The sequence below is a fragment of the Streptomyces sp. NPDC101152 genome, assembly GCF_044768275.1.
Lineage (GTDB): Bacteria > Actinomycetota > Actinomycetes > Streptomycetales > Streptomycetaceae > Streptomyces.
Genome location: NZ_JBIWPO010000011.1, coordinates 169741 through 190342 on the forward strand (window position 1 = coordinate 169741; position 20602 = coordinate 190342).

17 protein-coding genes are annotated in these 20602 nt (G+C 71.1%); 1 reads left to right on the forward strand and 16 read right to left on the reverse strand.

The annotated features are described in order from the left end of the window. Window position 1: 1 nt before the first annotated feature. From ACIRVK_RS17735 to ACIRVK_RS17810, 16 genes are all read right to left on the reverse strand, one after another. Window positions 2-1555, reverse strand: a complete 1554-nt coding sequence (locus ACIRVK_RS17735; RefSeq protein WP_404247914.1) for an acyl-CoA synthetase — start codon at window positions 1553-1555, stop codon at window positions 2-4. Then, window positions 1552-2661: a nitronate monooxygenase gene (locus ACIRVK_RS17740; protein WP_404247916.1), complete on the reverse strand. Its 1110-nt coding sequence runs from the start codon at window positions 2659-2661 to the stop codon at window positions 1552-1554. The genes ACIRVK_RS17735 and ACIRVK_RS17740 overlap by 4 nt, the downstream gene beginning before the upstream one ends. A 96-nt stretch (window positions 2662-2757) precedes the next feature. Then, complete coding sequence (locus ACIRVK_RS17745) at window positions 2758-4335, reverse strand: phytoene desaturase family protein (RefSeq protein ID WP_404247918.1); 1578 nt, start codon at window positions 4333-4335, stop codon at window positions 2758-2760. Window positions 4336-4421: 86 nt separating this feature from the next. Beyond that, window positions 4422-6662, reverse strand: a complete 2241-nt coding sequence (locus tag ACIRVK_RS17750) for a tetratricopeptide repeat protein (protein WP_404247920.1) — start codon at window positions 6660-6662, stop codon at window positions 4422-4424. A 62-nt stretch (window positions 6663-6724) separates the two neighbouring features. Continuing rightward, window positions 6725-7567, reverse strand: a complete 843-nt coding sequence (locus ACIRVK_RS17755) for an oxygenase MpaB family protein (RefSeq protein ID WP_404247922.1) — start codon at window positions 7565-7567, stop codon at window positions 6725-6727. 387 nt (window positions 7568-7954) lie between these two features. Beyond that, a complete protein-coding gene (locus tag ACIRVK_RS17760; RefSeq protein ID WP_404247924.1) occupies window positions 7955-9769 on the reverse strand; it encodes an FAD-dependent oxidoreductase in 1815 nt (604 codons plus the stop codon). After that, a complete protein-coding gene (locus ACIRVK_RS17765) occupies window positions 9769-10032 on the reverse strand; it encodes a UBP-type zinc finger domain-containing protein (protein ID WP_404247926.1) in 264 nt (87 codons plus the stop codon). Before ACIRVK_RS17765 ends, ACIRVK_RS17760 begins: the two co-directional genes overlap by 1 nt. A 5-nt stretch (window positions 10033-10037) precedes the next feature. After that, window positions 10038-10484, reverse strand: a complete 447-nt coding sequence (gene trxA, locus ACIRVK_RS17770; protein WP_404247928.1) for a thioredoxin — start codon at window positions 10482-10484, stop codon at window positions 10038-10040. Continuing rightward, complete coding sequence (gene clpB / locus ACIRVK_RS17775; protein WP_404247930.1) at window positions 10481-13120, reverse strand: ATP-dependent chaperone ClpB; 2640 nt, start codon at window positions 13118-13120, stop codon at window positions 10481-10483. The genes trxA and clpB overlap by 4 nt, the downstream gene beginning before the upstream one ends. After that, window positions 13111-13485, reverse strand: coding sequence for a chaperone modulator CbpM (locus ACIRVK_RS17780; protein ID WP_404247932.1), 375 nt, complete (start codon window positions 13483-13485; stop codon window positions 13111-13113). The genes clpB and ACIRVK_RS17780 overlap by 10 nt, the downstream gene beginning before the upstream one ends. Continuing rightward, a complete protein-coding gene (locus ACIRVK_RS17785) occupies window positions 13482-14417 on the reverse strand; it encodes a DnaJ C-terminal domain-containing protein (RefSeq protein WP_404247934.1) in 936 nt (311 codons plus the stop codon). The genes ACIRVK_RS17780 and ACIRVK_RS17785 overlap by 4 nt, the downstream gene beginning before the upstream one ends. A gap of 6 nt (window positions 14418-14423) precedes the next feature. Further along, complete coding sequence (gene grpE / locus ACIRVK_RS17790; RefSeq protein ID WP_404247936.1) at window positions 14424-15008, reverse strand: nucleotide exchange factor GrpE; 585 nt, start codon at window positions 15006-15008, stop codon at window positions 14424-14426. 10 nt (window positions 15009-15018) lie between these two features. Next, the gene (dnaK, locus tag ACIRVK_RS17795) at window positions 15019-16923 is read right to left on the reverse strand and encodes a molecular chaperone DnaK (RefSeq protein ID WP_404247938.1); all 1905 of its coding nucleotides are present in this window, start codon (window positions 16921-16923) and stop codon (window positions 15019-15021) included. Window positions 16924-17004: 81 nt separating this feature from the next. Beyond that, window positions 17005-17532 carry a general stress protein gene (locus ACIRVK_RS17800; protein WP_404247940.1) on the reverse strand — a complete coding sequence of 176 codons (528 nt, stop codon included), beginning with the start codon at window positions 17530-17532 and terminating at the stop codon, window positions 17005-17007. A 321-nt stretch (window positions 17533-17853) separates the two neighbouring features. Continuing rightward, complete coding sequence (locus ACIRVK_RS17805) at window positions 17854-18153, reverse strand: hypothetical protein (RefSeq protein ID WP_404247942.1); 300 nt, start codon at window positions 18151-18153, stop codon at window positions 17854-17856. Between the two features lie 83 nt (window positions 18154-18236). Then, a complete protein-coding gene (locus tag ACIRVK_RS17810; protein WP_404247944.1) occupies window positions 18237-18686 on the reverse strand; it encodes a DUF1931 family protein in 450 nt (149 codons plus the stop codon). Window positions 18687-19160: 474 nt separating this feature from the next. On the opposite strand from ACIRVK_RS17810, the gene ACIRVK_RS17815 reads away from it, so the two are divergent. Next, entirely contained in the window at window positions 19161-20585 is a 1425-nt protein-coding gene (locus ACIRVK_RS17815) for an NAD-dependent succinate-semialdehyde dehydrogenase (RefSeq protein ID WP_404247946.1), read from the forward strand. Window positions 20586-20602: the final 17 nt, after the last annotated feature.

The following is a 20602-nucleotide window of genomic DNA, read 5'->3' on the forward strand; positions in this document are numbered from 1 at the left end:
CTCACACCGGCCGGGTGCGGCCCTCCCAGTACGGGTCGCGCAACCGCCGTTTGTACAGCTTGCCGTTGGGGTCGCGGGGCATCTCGGCGATGAAATCGACGCTCTTCGGCCGCTTGTAGCCGGCGAGTTGTCCGGCGCAGTGGGCGAGGAGGCCGGCGGCGAGGTCCGGCCCGGGTTCATGGCCCGGGGCCGGTTCGACGACCGCCTTGACCTCCTCGCCCCAGTCGTCGTGCGGGATGCCGAAGACGGCGGCGTCGGCGACGGCCGGGTGGGCCAGCAGGGCGGACTCGATCTCGGCGGGGTAGATGTTGACCCCGCCCGAGATGATCATGTCGATCTTGCGGTCGCGGAGGAAGAGGTACCCGTCCTCGTCGAGGTATCCGAGGTCGCCGACGGTGAAGAAGTCGCCGATGCGGTTCTTCCTCGTCTTGGCCTCGTCCTTGTGATAGGCGAAGCCGCCGGTGTTCATCTTCATGTAGACCGTGCCGAGTTCGCCGGGCGGCAGCCGGTTGCCGTCGTCGTCGAAGACGGCGAGCTCGCTGATCGGCCAGGCCTTGCCGACGGTGCCGGGCTTCTTCAGCCAGTCCTCGGCGGTCGCGAAGGCGCCCCCGCCCTCACTGGCCGCGTAGTACTCCTCCACGCTGTCGCCCCACCAGTCGATCATCGCCCGCTTGACGTGGTCGGGGCAGGGCGCTGCGCCGTGGATGGCGTGCCGCATGGAGGAGACGTCGTACGAGCGCCGGACGGGCTCCGGCAGGGCGAGCAGGCGGTGGAACTGGGTCGGGACCATGTGCGTGTGCGTGCACCGGTGGGTGTCGATCAGGCGGAGCATCTCCTCGGGCGTCCACTTGTCCATCAGCACCAGCCGGTGGCCGATGTGCAGGGACGCGCCCGCGAACTGCAGGACGGCCGTGTGGTAGAGCGGCGAGCAGACGAGGTGGACGTTGTCGTCGAACGGTTTGATGCCGAAGATGCCGAGGAAACCGCCGAGGTAGGCCTCCTCGGGGCGTTTTCCGGGCAGCGGGCGGCGGATTCCGCGGGGGCGGCCGGTGGTGCCCGAGGTGTAGTTCATGACCCAGCCGAGCTCGCGGTCCGCGGGCGCCGACTCCGGCTGTCCGTCGAGGAGTTCGGCGTAGGGGCGGAAGCCCTGGACGGTGCCGACGGCGTAGCGGTGGGTCGCCGGGAGGTGAGCCTCGTCGGCGGCGTGGCGGGCGGCCTCGGCGAAGCGCTCGTGGGAGATGAGCACCTTGGCGCCGGAGTCGGCGACGATCCAGCCGATCTCCGGGCCGACGAAGTGGTGGTTGATCGGGACGAGGTAGAAGCCCGCCTGGCTGGCGGCCAGGTACGCGGTGAAGAACTCGGGGCCGTTCGGCAGGACGACCGCGAAGGCGTCCCCGCGTTCGAGGCCGGCGGCGCGCAGGCCGTGGACGAGCCGGTTCGTGGCGGAGTGCAGGCGCCCGGCGCTCCACTCCTCGCCGTCGGGTGCGATCAGGACCGCGCGGTCGGGGTCGGCGGCGGCCTGGGCCCAGAATCCGGCGGGGGGCGTGCTGGTCACTGGACGCTCCTTCCGGCGATGCGGTTGACGCGGTCCACGGCTTCCTCGAAGCCGCGGGTGAGGTCGTCGAAGACGGCCTGGACGCTGCGTTCACTGGTCATCCGGCCGACGATCTGGCCGACGGGCGTGCCGAGCAGGGGCTCGACCTCGTACTTCTGGATCCGGGTGAGGGCGTCGGCGACGAGGAGGCCCTGCAGGGGCATGGGCAGGGTGCCGGGGCCGCTCGGATCGTCCCAGGCGTCCGTCCACTCGGTACGCAGCTGCCGGGCGGGCTTCCCGGTCAGGGCGCGGGAGCGGACGGTGTCGCCGGAGCCGGCGGCGAGCAGTTTGCGGGTCACCGCGGGCGAGGACATGTCGGCCTCGGTGCAGGTCAGCCAGAGGGAGCCGAGCCACACGCCCTGGGCGCCGAGGGCGAGCGCGGCGGCCACCTGCCGGCCGCTGCCGATGCCGCCGGCGGCCAGGACGGGCAGCGGGTCGACGGCGTCGACGACCTCCGGGGTGAGCACCATGGAGGCGATCTCCCCGGTGTGCCCGCCGGCCTCGTAGCCCTGAGCGACGACGATGTCGATGCCCCCTTCCTTGTGCTTGAGGGCGTGCCGGGAGCTGCCGGCGAGGGCGGCGACGAGGACGTTGTGCTCGTGGGCGCGGGCCACGACATCGGGCGGCGGCGAACCGAGGGCGTTGGCGAGCAGCCGTATCGGATAGTCGAAGGCGACGTCGAGCTGGTTGCGGGCGACCTGCTCCATCCAGCCGGTGATGCGCCACCCGGACGCCTCCCCCTCGGCCAGTTCCGGCACTCCGTACTTGGCGAGGGTCTCGTTGACGAACGTGCGGTGCGCCTCGGGGATCATCGCCTCGACGTCGGCCTCGGTGACGCCCTCCACCTTCTTGGCGGGCATCACGACGTCGAGCCCGTACGGCTTCCCGTCGACGTGGGTCTCCACCCAGTCGAGGTCGCGTTTGAGGTCGTCGGGGGCGGTGTAGCGGACCGCGCCGAGCACGCCGAAGCCGCCGGCCCGGCTGATGGCCGCTGCGACGGCGGGGAACGGCGTGAAGCCGAAGATGGCGTGCTCGACTCCCAGTTTCTTGCTCAGCTCCGTCTGCATGGGCGCAGGATGCCGCAGTCCTCCGGACGACGGAAGAGCTTTTCTGATAGACCGTCAGATTTGTTGGGCGGCACCGGCCCTGCGAGGACGGACCGCTTACCGCCCGGTCGCCTCCAGTACCGCCATCGCCGCGTTGTGTCCCGGCACCCCGCTCACGCCTCCTCCGCGTACCGCGCCCGCCCCGCACAGCAGCACGTTGGCGTGGGCTGTCTCCACGCCCCAACGGCCGGTCTCCTCACCGGAGTAGGGCCAGGCGAGTTCGCGGTGGAAGATGTTGCCGCCGGGCAGCCGCAGGTCGCGCTCCAGGTCGAGCGGGGTCCGGGCCTCGATGCACGGGCGGCCTTCGGCGTCGGTGGCGAGGCAGTCGGCGAGCGGTTCGGCGAGGTGGGCGTCGAGCTGGTCGAGAGTCGACTTGAGGAGTTCCTCGCGCGCGGCGTCGTTGTCCCGGTCGAAGAGGCGGGCGGGGGTGTGCAGTCCGAAGAGGGTGAGGGTCTGGTAGCCCCGCTCGACGAGGTCGGGGTGGAGGATCGTCGGGTCGGTGAGGGAGTGGCAGTAGATCTCCGAGGGCGGCGCGTCGGGCAGTCGGCCGGAATCGGCCTGGGCGTGGGCGGTGGCGAGCTCCTGGTAGCCCTCGGCGATGTGGAAGGTCCCGGCGAACGCCTCGCGCGGGTCGACCGACGTGTCGCGCAGCTTCGGCAGCCGCTTGAGCAGCATGTTCACCTTGAGCTGGGCGCCCTCGGCGGGGGCGGGCGGCGCGGCGCCGGTCAGCTCGGCCAGCGCCTGCGGGGAGGCGCCCACCAGGACGTGCCGGGCGGCGACGGTGCCCTCCTGCCCGGCGGTGCGGTAGGTGATCTCGGCGGTGCGGCCGTCCGTGTCGATCCGTACCGCCTCGTGCCCGGTGGCGAGGACGGCGCCCGCGTCACGGGCGGCGGCGGCGAGGGTGTCGGTGAACGCGCCCATGCCGCCGACCGGGACGTCCCACGCGCCGGTGCCGCCGCCGATCACGTGGTACAGGAAGCAGCGGTTCTGCCGCAGCGACGGGTCGTGGGCGTCGGCGAAGGTGCCGATCAGGGCGTCGGTGAGGACCACGCCCCGCACCAGGTCGTCCGCGAAGCGGTCCTCGATCGCGACGCCGATCGGCTCCTCGAACAGGGTGCGCCAGGCCTCGTCGTCGTCGATCCGGCGGCGCAGTTCGTCCCGGCCGGGCAGCGGCTCGGTGAGGGTCGGGAAGACGCGCTCGGCGACGCGGCCGGTCATGCCGTAGAAGCGCTGCCAGGCCTCGTACTCGCGCTCGGATCCGGTCAGCTTGGCGAAGGCCTCACGGGTGCGCCGCTCACCGCCGCCGATCAGGAGACCGGTGGGCCGGCCGTCCCGCTCGACCGGCGTGTACGAGGAGATCGTCCGGGCGCGGACGCGGAAGTCCAGGCCCAGGTCCCGCACGATCTTCTTCGGCAGCAGGCTGACCAGGTACGAGTAGCGCGAGAGGCGGGCGTCGACCCCGGTGAACGGGCGGGTGGACACCGCGGCTCCCCCGGTGTGGTCCAGCCGCTCCAGGACCAGTACGGACCGTCCGGCCCGGGCCAGGTAGGCGGCGGCGACCAGGCCGTTGTGGCCGCCGCCGACGATCACGGCGTCGTAGGTGCGGTGCGTCGCGGGTCCCTCGTGTGCAGGCATGGTTCTTCGTAACACGGGGTGATCCACCTTGGCGAGAGAACGATTCTGCGGTGACGGGGCGGAGGGGCCTCCCGCGCTCGGGGACGTCATCGTCCGCCGGGTGCGCGTTGCTGGCGCAGTACCGCGACCCTGCGGTACAGCTCGACGGCCTCGGCGCCGCGGCCGAGCTGTTCCAGGCAGTGGGCCTCGTCGTTGCGGCTGGCGAGGGTGTCGGGGTGGCCGGCACCCAGGACGCGCTCGCGGGCGGCCGCCACGCGCCGGTACTCGGCGAGGGCGTCGGCCCAGCGGCCCAGCCAGCCCAGGCCGACGGCGACCTCGCGGCGGCTGACCAGGGTGTCCGGGTGCTCGGGACCGAGGACGCGCTCGCGGATCGCGCAGACGTCGCGGGACTCGGCGAGGGCCTCCTCCCAGCGGCCCAGGCGGCCGAGGTTGACGCCGAGGCCGTGGCGGGCGCGCAGGGTCTCGGGGTGGGTGGGGCCCTGGACGCGGGTGCGGTCGTCGATCAGTTCGCGGTACAGGGTGAGCGCCTCCGCGCTGCGGGCGAGGCGGCCGAGGCTGATGCCGACCTCGTAGCGGGCGGCGAGGGTGTCGGCGTGGTCGGGGCCGAGGGCCCGGGCGCGTGCCTCGGCGACCTCGCGGTAGGTCTGCAGGGCTTCCGGCCAGCGGCCCAACTGGCCCAGTGCGTAGGCGACCTCGTACCGGGTGACCAGGGTGTCCGGATGGTCGGCGCCGAGCACCCGGGCGCGGGCGGCCGCCACCTCGCAGGCCATGCGGTACGAGTCCGCCGGGCGCCCGAGTCTGCTCAGGTTGAAGGCGAGGTTGTGACGGCAGCGCAGGGTGTCCGGGTGCTCGGCGCCCATCTCGCGCTCCCGGGCGGCCAGGACCGACCGGTACACCTCATGGGCGTCGAAGTGACGGCCCAACTGGCCCAGGACGTACGCCATTTCCTGGCGGGCGGCGAGGGTGTCGGGGTGGTCGGCGCCCAGCGCCCGGGTTCTCGCGGCGGCCACGTGCTTGTACTCCTGCAGCGCCTCGGCGGCGCGGCCGGTGCGGCTGAGGGTGAAGGCGACCTCGTAGCGGCTGGCGAGGGTGTCGGGGTGGTCGGGGCCGAGCAGACGGGCGCGTTCGGCGGCGACCGCGCGATGCACCTCGCCGGCCTCCGCCCAGCGGCCGAGCCGCCCGAGGCTCAGTCCGGCGTTGTGGCGTCCGGCCAGGGCGGCGCGTTCCTGCGGGGAGGGAGGTGGCGGCAGGCCGGGCGCCGGCTCCCGCGCCCGGTCGGGGGCGGGTCGCGGGATCCACTCGCCGGTCAGTCCGGCCCCGGCGTCCGGCGGGGTACTGCCGAGGCCCGCGCCGGTGGCCTTGTGGCCGGTGGTCATGCCGCGGGTCCAGGACGGCAGCCGTGCCTCGCGGGCGACAGGGGACGCGGGCGACCGAAGCACCGGCTGCGGGGTCACCACGGTGGGCACGTACGTCGGTGTGGTCCGTCCCAGGCTGATGCGGCGGCCCAACTCGCGTGCGTCGTATGGGCGTTGCTCGGGCCGTTTGGCCAGCAGGTCGAGAATGACCTGGTCGAGGTACTCGGGCAGCTCGGGGCGCTGGGTGCGGGGCGGCCGGGGCGGGGTGTCGCGGTGGCCGACGAGGATCGCCCAGGCGTCGTCGAGGTCGAAGGGCGGGGCGCCGGTGGCGATCTCGTACAGCACGCAGCCCAGCGAGTACAGGTCGCTGCGCTGGTCGACCTCCGAACCGCCGATCTGCTCCGGGGACATGTAGTGCGGGGTGCCCATCGCGATGCCGGTCCCGGTGAGCCGGGAGGTGAAGCCGACGTCGTGGCCGAGGCGGGCGATGCCGAAGTCGCAGATCTTCACCGTGCCGTCGGTGAGCCGCATGATGTTGGCGGGCTTCAGATCGCGGTGCACGATGCCCTGCCGATGGGTGTAGGCGAGGGCGGCGGAGACCTGGTCGGCGACGTCCACGACGTCGGCCACCGGCAACGGGTGGTGCTTGTTGTCCTCCAGGAGCTGGCTGAGGTTGCGGCCCTCCAGCAGCTCCATGACGAGGTAGAGGACGCCGTCGTCCTCGCCGAAGTCGTGCACGACCGTCACCCCGCGGTGCTGCAGCGCGGCGGCGACCCGGGCCTCACGCCGGAAGCGCTCGCGCAGGACGCGGGTGAAGGCCTGGTCGTGATGGGGGCCCAGCGGCTTGAGGCACTTCACGGCGACGTGCCGGCCCAGCGACTCGTCCCGGGCCCGCCACACCTCGCCCATACCGCCGCGCCCGATCAGGTCGAGCAGCCGGTACCGGCCCTGGATCAGCCTGCTGTCCCCCATCTCCCGCGACCGCCCCCCGTACTCTTCGTCCCGCCCTCCCCTGGCTCGTCCAGTATGGCGACCTATCGTCCGAGTTTGTACGCCGCCGGGCGGGAGTCCGGACCGAGGCGGGCCATCGCGCGCAGGATGTGTTTGGGCGGGAGTTGCCAGCGCACACCTGCGGGAACGCGGCGCAGGAGGGTGCCCGTGGCACGCAGTCGGCGGGTGACGGTGGCGGGTTCCGGGGCCGGTCTGCCGTACAACTCGTGGGCGTACGGTGGCAGGGCGGCGTACGCCAGGTCGGCCACGCGCCGCCACAGCACCTCGCGCGCCGGGACGAGGAGGGGGTGCGTCGGCGGGCGGAGCAGGAAGTCGTCCACTTCGCGCGCCTCGGGTCCGACGGAGAGTTCGGGACGGACCTTCTCGAAGTAGGCGTTCATCTCCTGCTGGTTCGCGGGTACGGCGTCGGGGTCGAGGCCCACCAGGCGGGCGCTGACGCGGTGTTCGCCGATGTAGCGGTCGGCCTCGGCGTCGGTGAGGCGGAACCCGGAGCGGCGCAGGACCTGCAGGTAGGAGTCGATCTCGGCGCAGTGCACCCACTGCAGCAGTGCGGGTTCGTCGATCCCGTAGCGCTCCCCCGTGTCGGGATCGGTGACCGACAGCATGCTGTGGATCTTGCGGACGCGGGCGCCCGCGCGTTCGGCCGCCTCGGTGGTGCCGTACGTCGTCGTTCCGACGAAGTCGGCCGTGCGCATCAGTCGGCCCCAGGCGTCCTTGCGGAAGTCGGAGTTCTGCATGACGCCGCGCACCGCGCGTGGGTGCAGAGCCTGGAGGTAGAGCGCGCGGATGCCGGCGACCCACATCATCGGGTCGCCGTGCATCTGCCAGGTCACGGAGTTCGGCGTGAACAGCCCGGGGTCACCCATGACCGCAGTGTGACCCGGCTCGCTAGTTGGCACCAGGCCACGTCCACGACCTGCGCTGATGCCAAGTAGCTTCAGCGGCCGGAGCTGCACAATCAGCGGAATGGCTGACACTTTGGTACAGCGCAGGTCACCAGGGGTGCCGCCGCACTTGGGCATCCCATCCAACAACCCCCTCCGCTGCGACGAGGGCGGCACGCTCCGACTCCTGGCTCGACGATCATGGTCTTGACAGGGGCGAACCAGGGGTTACGGAAGGCCACGCGGTTGCAGGCCAGCCAGGGAGCATCGCCGACGCGCGAGCCTCCGTGTTGGATGTCCTCCCGTGGGGTCCGGCGGCCTCTCGCGCCCGTGGCCGCCACCGCCGTGGCGCCGGACGGGCGCCATTCGTCATGCGAGCCATGCGGACTCCTTGTGACGTACGCGTGGGGAGCCATCCGAGTGGCCCGCGACAGCTGACGTGCCCGTGGTGCCGGGTACGGCCGAGTGCCCCAGATGCCGGTGCACGAAGTGGATGGCCATCGCGCCCTCGCCGGCCGCGGAGGCCACCCGCTTCACCGAGCCGCTGCGGACGTCCCCTACCGCGAAGACCCCGGGCAGGCCGGCCTCCAGGGTCATGCACGGTCGCCCACGGCCGTGCCACATCTCAGGGTGGGCACAGGCTTCCTGGGCCTCCGGCCCGGTGAGGACGAAGCCGCGGGAGTCGAGAGCGACGGTGCCGGCGAGCCACTCGGTGTGAGGTTCGGCGCCGGTGAAGACGAACAGGCTCCGTGCCGCGAGCCGGCGGTGCACGCCCGTGCGGTTGTCGACCACGTCGAGCTCCTCCAGCACTTCCTGGCCGACGACCTCGGTGACCTCGGTGTGCAGCATGACCTCCACCCGCGGATGACGCTCTACCTGGTCGACCAGGTAGCGGGACATGTTGGCCCCGAGGTCGGCTCCTCGGACCAGCAGGTGAACCTTCGGCGCGTACCCGGCGAGGAACAGCACCGCCTGGCCCGCCGAGTTGCCTCCGCCGACGACGGCCACCGGGTCGGTGCGGCACTGCTGGGCCTCGTAGACGGTCGCGGAGTAGTGCACGCTCGTTCCCTCCAGGCGTTCGATGCCGGGCACCTGGAGCCGGCGGTAGCGGGCGCCCATGGCCAGGACGACGGCGCGGGCGGCGATCTCGCTGCCGTCGGCGAACGCCACCACGTAGTGGTCCTCGTCCTTGGCATGCAGGCCGCTCGCCTCCAGCGGAAGGCTGATCTTGGCGCCGAACTTGTCGGCCTGGAACACGGCGCGTTCGGTGAGTTCGGCGCCGGAGATACCGGAGGGGAAGCCGAGCAGATTCTCGATGCGGGACGACGTGCCGGCCTGGCCGCCGGTGGCCATCGCCTCCACCACCGTGGTGCTCAGGCCCTCGGAGGCGGCGTACACCGCGGCAGCGAGGCCGGCGGGTCCGGAGCCCACGATGAGGACGTCGCCGTGACGGTTTCCGGCGGGTAGTGACGGCAGGCCGATGAGCCGGGCCAGTTCCGCGTTGCTGGGGTTGCGCAACAGGGTGGTGTCCCGCCAGATGACGAGTGGTGTGTCCGCCGGACCGACGCCGAAGCGGCGCAGCAGCTCCTCGGCCTCCTCATCGGTCTCCAGGTCGATCCAGCGGTGCGGCAGCCGGTTGCGGACGGCGAACTCGCGCAACCGTCTGGTGTCGGGCGAGTAGCGGGAGCCGATGATGCGGAAGCCGGCGCCCTGTCCGACGAGCAGCGCGCGACGGCACAGACAGGCGCGCAGCACGGTGTCCCCGATGGTGGAGTCCTGGGACACCAGACGGCGCAGCTGATCCAGGGAGACGACGAGGACCTCGCCGGGCCCCCTGGCGACAGCGGTGTAGAAGGCCACTTGTCCGTGCAGCAGGCCGAGTTCGCCGATGAAGCGACCGGGGCCGTGCACGCGCAGCACGTTCTCCTCGGGAGTGCCGTAGTCCTCGACGACGGCGACGGTACCGCTGAGGACGACGAAGAACGTCTCGCAGCGCTCCCCCTCCCGGATCAGCACGTCGTTCGGAGCCATGGTCCGGCGTTGCCCGTGCTCCGCCAGACGTGCTGTCTGCTCCTCCGTGAGGCGCGGATACGCGCCATGGATGTCGGGGGTCTCCCAGAAGGCGGCCTCGTCCGCTTTCTTCGGCACCGGTTCTTCGCCCGGCAGCGTCTGGTCGCCGGACATCAGACGAACGCCTCGTGGACGAAGCACCAGCGCCAGTCCTCGCCGGGCTGGAACGATTGCACGATCGGATGGGCGACGGCAGCCGCGTGCTTGCGTGCGTGCTTGTTCGGCGAGGAGTCGCAGCAGCCGACGTGCCCGCAGGTCAGGCAGAGCCTCAGGTGGACCCACGGAGAGCCGATCTTCAGACACTCCTGACACCCTTCTGGGGTCAGCGGCTGGACCGGCCGGACAAACGCGAGGTGGGGGTCTGCGTGCAGGGTCATCCGGATCACCCTTCCCGAGCGGTGATCGACTGTTCCACCCACTGGCGCAGAGCGGGGGCGGGCGCCGCCCCCGCCTGCCGGGCGACCGTCTCGCCCCGGTCGAGGATCAGCAGTGTCGGTACGGCCTGAACCTCGAAGCGCTGCGACAGTCGCGGATTCTTGTCGACGTCGACCTTGACGAGTTTGATCCGGCCGGCGAGATCGGTGGCGACCTTCTCCAGTGCGGGGCTGACCATGCGGCAGGGGCCGCACCAGGTGGCCCACAGGTCGACCACGACGGGGACGTCGGCCCGCTCGGCGACCTCGGTGAAGTCGTCGTCGCCCGCGTCCACCATCCACGGCAGGGGCTGCTTGCAGTGGCCGCACTTGGGGCGGCCCTCCGCGGCCACGGGCACCCGGTTGGTGCGCCCGCAGTGGGGACAACTGACGGTCGTCGCCTGCATCGTACTCATGCCGCCCGCGCTCCCTTCACGTCCTCGGGCTGGTCGTAGGTGACCACCAGCTCTCCGTGTTCGGCGTCGACGCGGACCGTCGCGCCGTCCTGGACGTCACCGCGCAGCAGGGCGCGCCCCACCATCGTCTCGACCTCGTGGGAGATGTAACGCCGCAGCGGGCGGGCCCCGTACACCGGGTCGTAGCCTTGGTGGGCGATCAACTCACGTGCCGCATCGGTGAGTTCGACGGCGATGCGACGTTCGGCGAGGCGGCGGCGCAGCTCGTCGAACTGCAGCTCCACGATCCGCTCGATCTGCCGCTCACCGAGGGGCTTGAACAGCACGATGTCGTCGACGCGGTTGAGGAACTCCGGGCGGAAGTGCCCGCGCAGCTCGCCCGTCACCAGGGCGCGGGCGTCCGGCTTGATCTCGCCCTCGGCGGTGACGCCGTCGAGGAGGTGCTCGGAGCCGATGTTGGACGTCATGATGATCACGGTGTTGCGGAAGTCGACGGTGCGGCCCTGGGAGTCGGTGATGCGGCCGTCGTCGAGGACCTGCAGCAGGGTGTTGAAGACATCGGTGTGCGCCTTCTCGATCTCGTCGAACAGCACGACCGAGTAGGGCTTGCGGCGTACGGCCTCGGTGAGCTGGCCGCCTTCCTCGTAGCCGACGTATCCGGGCGGTGCGCCCATGAGCCGGCTGACGGTGTGCCGCTCCTGGTACTCACTCATGTCGAGGCGGACCATGTTCTCCTCGGAGTCGAACAGGGCCGCCGCGAGGGTCTTGGCCAGTTCGGTCTTCCCGACGCCGGTGGGGCCGAGGAAGATGAACGAGCCGATGGGGCGGCGCGGGTCGCGGATGCCGGAGCGGGCGCGGATGATGGCGTCGGCGACGAGTTCGACGGCCTCGTCCTGGCCGATGACGCGCTCGCGCAGGATCTCGTCGAGGCGCAGCAGCTTCTCGCGTTCGCCCTCCTGGAGGCGGGCGACGGGGATGCCGGTCCACGCGGCGACGATCTCGGCGATCTCCTCCTCGGTGACGACCTCGCGCAACAGCCGGTTCTGCCCTTGTTTGGCGGCCAGTTGCTCCTCCTCGGCCTTCAGCCGGCGCTCCAGGTCCTGGAGGCGGCCGTAGCGGAGTTCGGCGGCGCGGTTGAGGTCGTAGGCGCGTTCGGCCTCCTCCGCCTCGTGGCGTACCTGCTCCAGTTCCTGGCGCAGCTCCTGCACGCGGCGGATGGCCTGCCGTTCCGCCTCCCACTGAGCGTGTTTGGCGTCGGCCTCGCCGCGCAGGTCGGCCAGTTCCCTGCGCAGTTCCTCCAGGCGGGCCTTGCTGGCGGCGTCGGTCTCCTTGGACAGGGCCGCCTCCTCGATCTCCAGGCGGGTCACCCGGCGGGTGATCTCGTCGAGTTCGGCGGGCATCGAGTCGATCTCGGTACGCAGCCGGGCGCACGCCTCGTCGACGAGGTCGATGGCCTTGTCGGGCAGGAACCGGTCGGTGATGTAGCGGTGGCTGAGGGTGGCCGCGGAGACCAGTGCGGTGTCCTGGATCTTCACGCCGTGGAAGACCTCCAGGCGTTCGCGCAGTCCGCGCAGGATGGAGATGGTGTCCTCCACGCTCGGCTCGTCGACCAGGACCTGCTGGAAGCGGCGTTCGAGGGCGGCGTCCTTCTCGATGTGCTTGCGGTACTCGTCGAGGGTGGTGGCGCCGATCATGTGGAGTTCGCCGCGGGCGAGCATCGGCTTGAGCATGTTGCCGGCGTCCATGGCCCCTTCGGCGGCGCCCGCGCCGACGACGGTGTGGAGTTCGTCGACGAAGAGCAGGATGCGTCCCTGGGCGGCCTTCACCTCGGCGAGGACGGCCTTGAGTCGTTCCTCGAACTCGCCGCGGTACTTGGCGCCGGCGACCAGGGAGCCCATGTCGAGAGCGAACACCGTCTTGTCGCGCAGGCCCTCGGGGACGTCGCCGCGGACGATGCGCTGGGCCAGCCCCTCGACGATGGCGGTCTTGCCGACGCCGGGATCGCCGATGAGGACGGGGTTGTTCTTGGTCTTGCGGCTGAGGATCTGGGTGACGCGGCGGATCTCCGCATCACGGCCGATGACCGGGTCCAGCCGCCCGGAGCGGGCCTCGAGGACGAGATCGCGGCCGTACTTCTCCAGGGCCTCATAGGCCACTTCGGGGTTGGCGGAGGTGACGCGCTGGTTGCCGCGGACCTGGGTGAGCGCGCCCAGGAACGAGTCCCGGGTCACGCCGTGCTCCTTGAGCAGGCGTCCGGCGGCGGTCGCCGAGCCCTCCTCGGCCAGGGCGAGCAGGAGGTGCTCCACGGACACGTACTCGTCCTTGAGGCGTTTGGCCTCCCGCTCGGCGGCGTCGAGCAGGCGGGACAGGCGCTGGGTGACGAAGACCTGGCCGGGTGCCGCGCCGGGACCGGTGACCTTCGGGCGGCGGGAGAGTTCCTCGCGTACGGCCGCGCGCAGCTCCTCCGGCTCGGCGCCGGCCTGTTGCAGCAACCGCGGGATCAGCCCGTCCTCCTGATCGAGAAGCGCGAGCAGCAGGTGCTCCCCGTCGACCTCGGTCTGCCCCATGCCGACGGCCGCGCTCTGGGCCTCCTGGAGGGCTTCCTGGGACTTCTGGGTGAGACGGTTCATGTCCATGGGGGTGTTTCACTCCTCGTACCGGCGCGGCGCAGGGCGGCTTCGAGCAGGCTGATACGGTCCAGCAGGTCGAGCACCAGGCCGATGGATGCGTAGTTGAGGCAGAGTCCGGTGCGCAGCCGCTGGACGCGGGCGAGGGCGGCCGGTGCCGTGGGTTCGAACACCAGCTCTCCGGAGGCGTCGCGCTCGGCCTCGACCAGGCCCAGAGCGACGAACCGGCGGATGAGGTCGGGATGGACGCCGGAGCGGCGGGCCACGGTCTGCAGAGAGAGCCTGGGCACCGGCACGATCGCGTACCGGACGCGGGCCGGCGCGGGAGCTGTCAGCCGAGACGCCTGGCGCGCCCCGGCGCGTGGGTCACTCATCGTGTCCTCCTGGGGTCGAACGAGGAGACGGCGGCGAGCTCCTCGAAGAGTGCGCGCTCCCGGTCGCCGAGCCTGGACGGCACCATGATCCGGAGCTCGGCGTAGAGGTTGCCGTTCGTCCCGCGCGGATTCGGCATGCCCTCACCGCGCAACCGCAGCCGCCGCCCGCTGGACGAGCCCGCGGGCACGCTCACCTTCGCCGTCGCCCCGCTCGGCGTGGGCACCGGAACCGTCGCGCCCAGCGCGGCCTCCCATGGTGTGACCGGAAGCTCCACGTACACGTCCCGGCCGTCGAGGCGGAACTGGGGGTGCGGCTGGATCCGCACGCGCAGGTACAGGTCCCCCGCGGGGGCGTCGCCGTTGCCCCGGCCGCCCTCACCCGCCAGCCGGATACGCTGCCCGTCGGTGACGCCCGGTGGCACGTCGACCTCGTACCGCCGCGGCTGCCCCGTGGGGCCGGCGAGCGTGACGGTGCGACGGCCGCCCCGGTAGGCCTCCTCGACGGTGAGCGGCAGTTCGGCCTCCTGGTCGGCTCCGGGGACACGCACCCGTCCGGCGCCCCCGAAGAACGAGCCGAACAGGTCGTCGACGTCGACGCCTTCCGCGCCGAAGCCGCTGGTGGCGTACCGGACCCGGGGGCCGTCCCCGGTGGACCAGCGGAAGCCGCCCGGTCCCGCGCCGGCACCGACCCGCTCCTCCCAGTCCTCGGGAACCTTCCGGAAGTCCTCGCCGAAGCGGTCGTAACGGGCCCGCTGGCCGGGGTCGGACAGGACACTGAAGGCCTCGTTGATCTCCTTGAACCGCTCCTCCGCCTCGGGGTCCTTGTTGACGTCCGGGTGGTACCTGCGGGCCAGCTTGCGAAACGCCCGCTGGATCTCGTCCTTGTCGGCGTCTCGCGGGACCCCGAGAACCTCGTAGAAGTCGCGCGCCATGGCCGCTCACTCCCGCTTGGCGACGGTCACGGCGGCCGGCCTCAGCTGCCGCCCGGCCTCGCCGTAGCCGGGGCGCAGCACCTGCGCCACGGTGTTCGGTTCGGCGTCGGGGTCCTGGACCACGCCGACGACCTCGTGCCGGGAGGGGTCGAACGGGACGCCGGTCTCGGCGTGACGCTCGTAGCCAAGGCGTTCAAGGATGGACACGGCCTGGTCGCGCACGGCGCGAACCCCCTCGACGATCGCGCCGGGGTCGGAGCCCGCGTGGTTCAGGGCCAGTTCGAGGTTGTCGATGACGGGAAGGAAGGCCGCCGCCGTGCGTGCGCGTTCGACCGCGCGCTCCCGGTCCAGTTCCCTGGCGTGTCGCTTGCGCAGGTTGTCCAGATCGGCGAGAGCACGCCGCCAGCGGTCCTCGACCTCTTTCAGCGCGGCCGCGTACTCGTCCTCGGCCCCGGCCGGACCGGTGGCCGCGTCGGGCCCCGGTTCGGCCTCCGTGGTCGGCGGCGCGGGCTCGGGCAGGTCGCCCCGCGACGGTTGTGCGGCGCCTTCGGGCGGCGGGTCGGACAGTGGGTCCTGGGGAGGGATCGGCATGACGGGTACCTCAGCCCTTGTCGAACTCGGCATCGATCACGTCTTCGTCGGCGCCGGCACCGCCCTGCCCGGAGCCGTCCGGCCCGGCGGTGTCCGACGGACCGCTCGCCGCCGCGGCTCCGGCCTGGTGGGCGGCGAGCCCGGCGTGAACCTGCTGGAGTTCGGAGATCAGCGGCCTGACCTTGTCCACTCCGGCCTCGTTCTTGACCGCGTCGCGGGCCTCTGCCACCAGCATCTCGGCTCGAGCCTTCTCGTGCGCGGGCGCGGCGTCGGCCAGTTCGTTCAGACGCTTTTCGACCTGGTAGGCGATCGCGTCGAGTTCGTTGCGGGCGTCGACGGCCTCGCGGAGTGCCTGGTCCTGGCCCCGGTTGCTTTCGGCCTCCTGGACCATGCGTTCGACCTCGCTCCGGTCCAGGTTGGAGCTCTCGCTGATGGTGATGCCCTGTTCCTTGCCGGTGTCCTTGTCGCGTGCGCTGACGTTGAGGATGCCGTTGGCGTCGATGTCGAAGGTGACCTCGATCTGCGGTTCGCCCCGCGGCGCCGGCCGGATGTCGGTGAGCTGGAAGCGACCGAGCACCCGGTTGTCGGCGGCCCGCTCGCGCTCGCCCTGCAGGACGACGATGTCGACGGCCGGCTGGTTGTCCTCGGCGGTGGAGAAGGTCTCGCTGCGGCGCACCGGGATGGTGGTGTTCCGCTCGATGATCTTCGTCATCACTCCGCCGCGCGTCTCCACTCCCAGCGACAGAGGGGTGACGTCGAGCAGCAGGACGTCCTTGACCTCGCCCTTGAGCACCCCGGCCTGGATCGCGGCACCCAGGGCCACGACCTCATCGGGGTTCACGCTCATGTTGGGGTCCTTGCCGCCGGTCAGCCGACGCACCAGGGCCTGGACGGCGGGGATGCGGGTGGAACCGCCGACGAGGATGACCTCGTCGATGTCGCTCTCGCCGACCTTGGCGTCGGCCATGGCCTGCTTTACCGGACCGAGGCAGCGCTCCACCAGGTCGCCGGTGATCTGCTCGAAAGTGGACCGCATGATCGAGTCGGTGAGATGCTTGGGCCCTGAGGCGTCGGCGGTGACGAACGGCAGACTGACCTGGGTCTGGGTGACGGAACTGAGCTCGGTCTTGGCCTTCTCCGCCGCCTCGAACAGGCGTTGCAGCGCCTGCGGGTCCTTGCGCAGGTCGATGCCGTTCTCCTTCTGGAAGTCGTCCGCGAGGTAGTCGACCAGACGCCGGTCGAAGTCGTCGCCGCCCAGATGGCTGTCACCCGCGGTGGAACGCACCTCGACCACGCCGTCGCCGACATCGAGGATGCTCACGTCGAAGGTGCCGCCGCCCAGGTCGAAGACGAGAACGGTCTCATGCTGCTTCTTGTCCATGCCGTACGCGAGGGCGGCCGCCGTCGGCTCGTTGATGATCCGCAGCACTTCCAGTCCCGCGATCCGTCCGGCATCACGGGTCGCGGTGCGCTGGGCGTCGTTGAAGTAGGCGGGCACCGTGATGACCGCCTCCGTGACCCGTTCCCCCAGCTGCTTGGAGGCGTCGTCGGCCAGTTTGCGCAGCACCAGGGCGCTGATCTCCTCAGGCGCGTACAGCTTGTCACGCACCTTGAAGCGGGCCGCCCCGCCGTCACCCTCGACGACGTCGTACGCCACCGCCCTGGCCTCGTCGGGGATCTCGTCGAAGTGCCGGCCGATGAACCGCTTGGCCGAGTAGATGGTGCCCTTGGGGTTGAGGATCGCCTGACGGCGGGCCAGCTGGCCCACCAGGCGCTCGCCTGTGTCGGTGAAGGCCACCACGGACGGTGTCGTGCGGTTGCCCTCGCTGTTGGGTACGACGGACGGCTCGCCGCCCTCCCATACGGCGATCACCGAGTTGGTGGTGCCCAGGTCGATGCCCACTGCCTTGGCCATGAGGAACTCCTTCCGCGGCGGTCGACGTCCGTCGGCGACCGTTCATCGTCCGGGCCCTGTCCGCCCGGCTTCGAGACTCGTTCAGCTGGGGGCAGGGTTGCTGCGCGGGCGCGGCCCCCTGGGGGAGGCGCTCTCCGTGGTCGCGCCAGCCCTGCTGTCCAGTCCGGCGACCAGACGGGCGGCCTCATCAGCGACGTCCTCGTCCGCCACGACGTCGTACCGGCTCGGCTCCATCGAGCGGACCGCGGCGAAGTCCCGGCGGCCGCCCTGGGCCGCGTGCAGCAGCAGGGCGAACAGCGCACCGACGACCGCTCCGAAGATCAGCCCGTACAGGGCGAGGAGCAGACCGGAGACGACCGGATTCAGCCAGTTCAGCAGCCCGAAGATCCAGCCGACGAGTGCGCCGGGCAGCGCTCCGGTGGCCGCACCGTGGAGGGCGGCCCCGCCGTACCCCATGCGACCGATCACCTGCTCGACCAGGCGTACGTCCTGCCCGATGATCGCCACCTTCTGGACGGGAAAGCCCTGGTCGGCGAGGTGATCGACGGCGCGTTCGGCTTCCTGGTACGTCGCGTACGAGGCAATGACACTGCGGGCCTGCTCGGCCATGGCAACTCCTTTCGCCTGAGGACCGCCGAACGGTCCCGACAGTCCCCAGGGTTGCTGTTCGTCCATTCACCCGCCTGCGCCCGGCGGGTCGAAATGTGGCACCGGCGGTCGGTCTGCGAGGACAGGAGGCGGAACGACGATCCGGGTTTCGCGGCGGGGTACCTCACGGTTCGGCCCGGCATGAGGTAGCGGGATTCACGGATGTTCCGAGGCAAGGGACCTTCTCCCCGCTTCGACGCTCAAGTGGCGGGCGGCACCCGGGACACCACCGTGCCCGCGGACGACCAGCGGCACGGCCCCACCCCTGCTCGGGGCGCACCCTCACGGGCAAGGCACTGTGCCACATACCTTCGACGGCGCGGACGAGCGCGAGATCCTCGGTCTTGCCCAGTGCAGGCCGCCGCCCTCGGGCCGTACCGCGCCGGATCTTCTCAGGGCGTGGTAGGCGTCGGCGACGAGGCGGTCCACGGGCAAGGTTCCTGCCGCGTCGAGGTCGAACTGGCGGCCCTGGATCTCGCCGGGACGGAGCGAGACGATCTCGGTTGTCGCCCCTGCGCCCTGCAGCGCACCGTGCGGCTGGTCGTCCACGCGCTCGGCGCCGTCGATGGCCAGAGTCGCCACCCGCATCCGGCTCCCGGTCTCCGTTTTCCGGCCCTCGCCCGGCATGTCAGTTCAGATCGGTGACATGCACCGGGGCGCGACTGCTACAGCAGTCGGTCGAACACCGCGGTCACGCCGTCCCATTGGCTGGTCTGCGGGTTCTTGACATCCGGGTACATGATTTTGAACGTCTCGGCGAGAGCGACGCTGAGACCGCCGATGATCTCGGGGTAGCGCTCTTCGGTCTCCTGGGTGGGTGTCCTGTCGAGGGGAGGGTGCGCGGCGAGCTGTTCCAGGATCGGCTTCAGCTCCACCTCCTCGTCGAGCCGCCGGAACCGGTGGATGCTCTCCTGGAGGCCCTTGGTGATCGGTAGGTCCCAGGGCTCGACGGTATCCCGGCCGTTGGCCTTGGCCGACGCCTGGCCGACGACCAGGAGGTCGTAGAGCTTGGCATCGACGAAGTCGCCGTACCTCTTCAGGTCGTTCTTGTCCACGTCGAGGCCTGCGGCGGCGCGGAAGAACCTCTCGAACTTCGACACACCCATCACGGTCATGCCTCTCGCCTCCTCACCGGGAACCGGACGGCGCCGTTCGCTCGCACCAGCGCCGCCATCGGCTGATACCGGTCGAGATTCGCAGAGCCCGCCTGCTGAGCGCCTCCGCACCCCAGGCCGAAAAAGAACACCCCCTCCTACCCTGGCAGAGCAGCATGGAGTGGACAGACATCCCGCGGTCAGCCGTACGGCCGTCCCTCCGCAGGAAGCTGCGCGGCGTTGCAGCGCCTCGAACGAGAGCCGCTGACCGGGCGACATGGCCGACTCGGGGAAGCGGGAGTGTGTCAGGGCGCCCCGGCGAGCGGCATCGCCCCGCCCCTCAACAAGCCAGCGACACACCAGAGGGCCCTGGAGGAAGCGGGGCGGGCCAGCACCCCCTTTGACGAGGTCATGCCGATTCGGCGACTCTGCGCATGCACGTGTGAGCGGGTCCGGGCGTGGAAACCCGAGGTGCCCCGACTCCAGGGAGGCGTCATGGACGCCCATGTCACTGCCCAGGGAAGCCCCATCGCCTCGGTCAACCCGTACACCGGTGAAAGGGTTCGTGAGTTCCCGCCGCTGAGCGCGGAGGACGTGGGGCGCGCGATCGACGCGGCGCACTGTGGCTTTCCAGACTGGCGTGCCCGTTCGACGGCCGAGCGGGGGGCCATCGTGCAACGCGCCGGCCGGCTGATGGGGGAGCGCAAGGAGGAACTGGCGCACCTCCTGACCCTTGAGGTCGGCAAGCTGATCAACTCGAGCCGTGCAGAGGTCGACCTCGCGTCCGACATCCTCACCTACTACGGCGAGCACGGCCCCGAGCTGCTGGAAGAACGACCCCTGCCGGTGCCCGAGGGCACGGCCGTGCTGGTGAACGAGCCGCTCGGCGTCCTTCTCGGTGTGATGCCGTGGAACTTCCCGCTGTACCAGGTCGTCCGATTCGCGGGTCCGAACCTCGTCCTCGGCAACACGATCCTCCTCAAGCACGCGAGTAGCTGCCCCCAGTCCGCACTGGCACTCGAGCAGCTGTTCACGGACGCGGGTGTGCCGACCGGGGCCTACACCAATCTCTTCGTGCGGGGCAGGGACGTCGGGAAGATCATCGATGATTCCCGAGTGCAGGGAGCCTCACTGACGGGAAGCGAGCGGGCGGGCGTGAGCTTGGGCGAGATCGCCGGCCGGAATGTCAAGAAGTCCGTCCTCGAGCTGGGTGGCAGTGATCCCTTCGTCGTGCTGGACGATCACAACCTCGAGCGCACCGTGCACGCCGCGTTCCTCGGCCGGATGGGCAACACCGGGCAGTGCTGCGTGGCGGCCAAGCGCTTCATCGCCCTTGCCGACGTCTACGACGCCTTCCTCACCGGGCTGCGTGACCGGATGAGCGAGGTGCAACCGGGAGATCCGGCCGACCCCGCCACCACGCTCGGCCCGCTGTCCTCCGAGGCCGCGGCCGAACTCCTGATGGAGCAGGTTCGGGACGCGGTGGACAAGGGAGCCACGGTGGTGCTGGGCGGCGGGCGGCCCGACCTGCCGGGCGCCTTCGTCGAGCCGACCCTTCTCACCGACGTCACACCGGACATGCGGGCCTACCGGGAAGAGCTCTTCGGCCCCGTCGCCACGGTCTACCGGGTCGTCGACGAGGACGAGGCCGTGGCACTGGCCAACTCCTCCCCCTACGGCCTGGGAGGCGCGGTCTTCGCCGCCGACCCGGAACGTGCTCGTGGAGTCGCGGACCGGCTGGAGGCGGGCATGGTGTGGATCAACCACCCGACCGCGTCCCGACCGGAGCTGCCCTTCGGCGGCATCAAGCGCTCCGGCTACGGGCGCGAACTCGGCGACATGGGCATCGTTGAATTCTCGAACCGCAAGCTCGTGCGCTACGTGGACGTCGACGCCCCGATCGAAGAAGTGCTGGGCTGACTGCGTTCGATCACCCG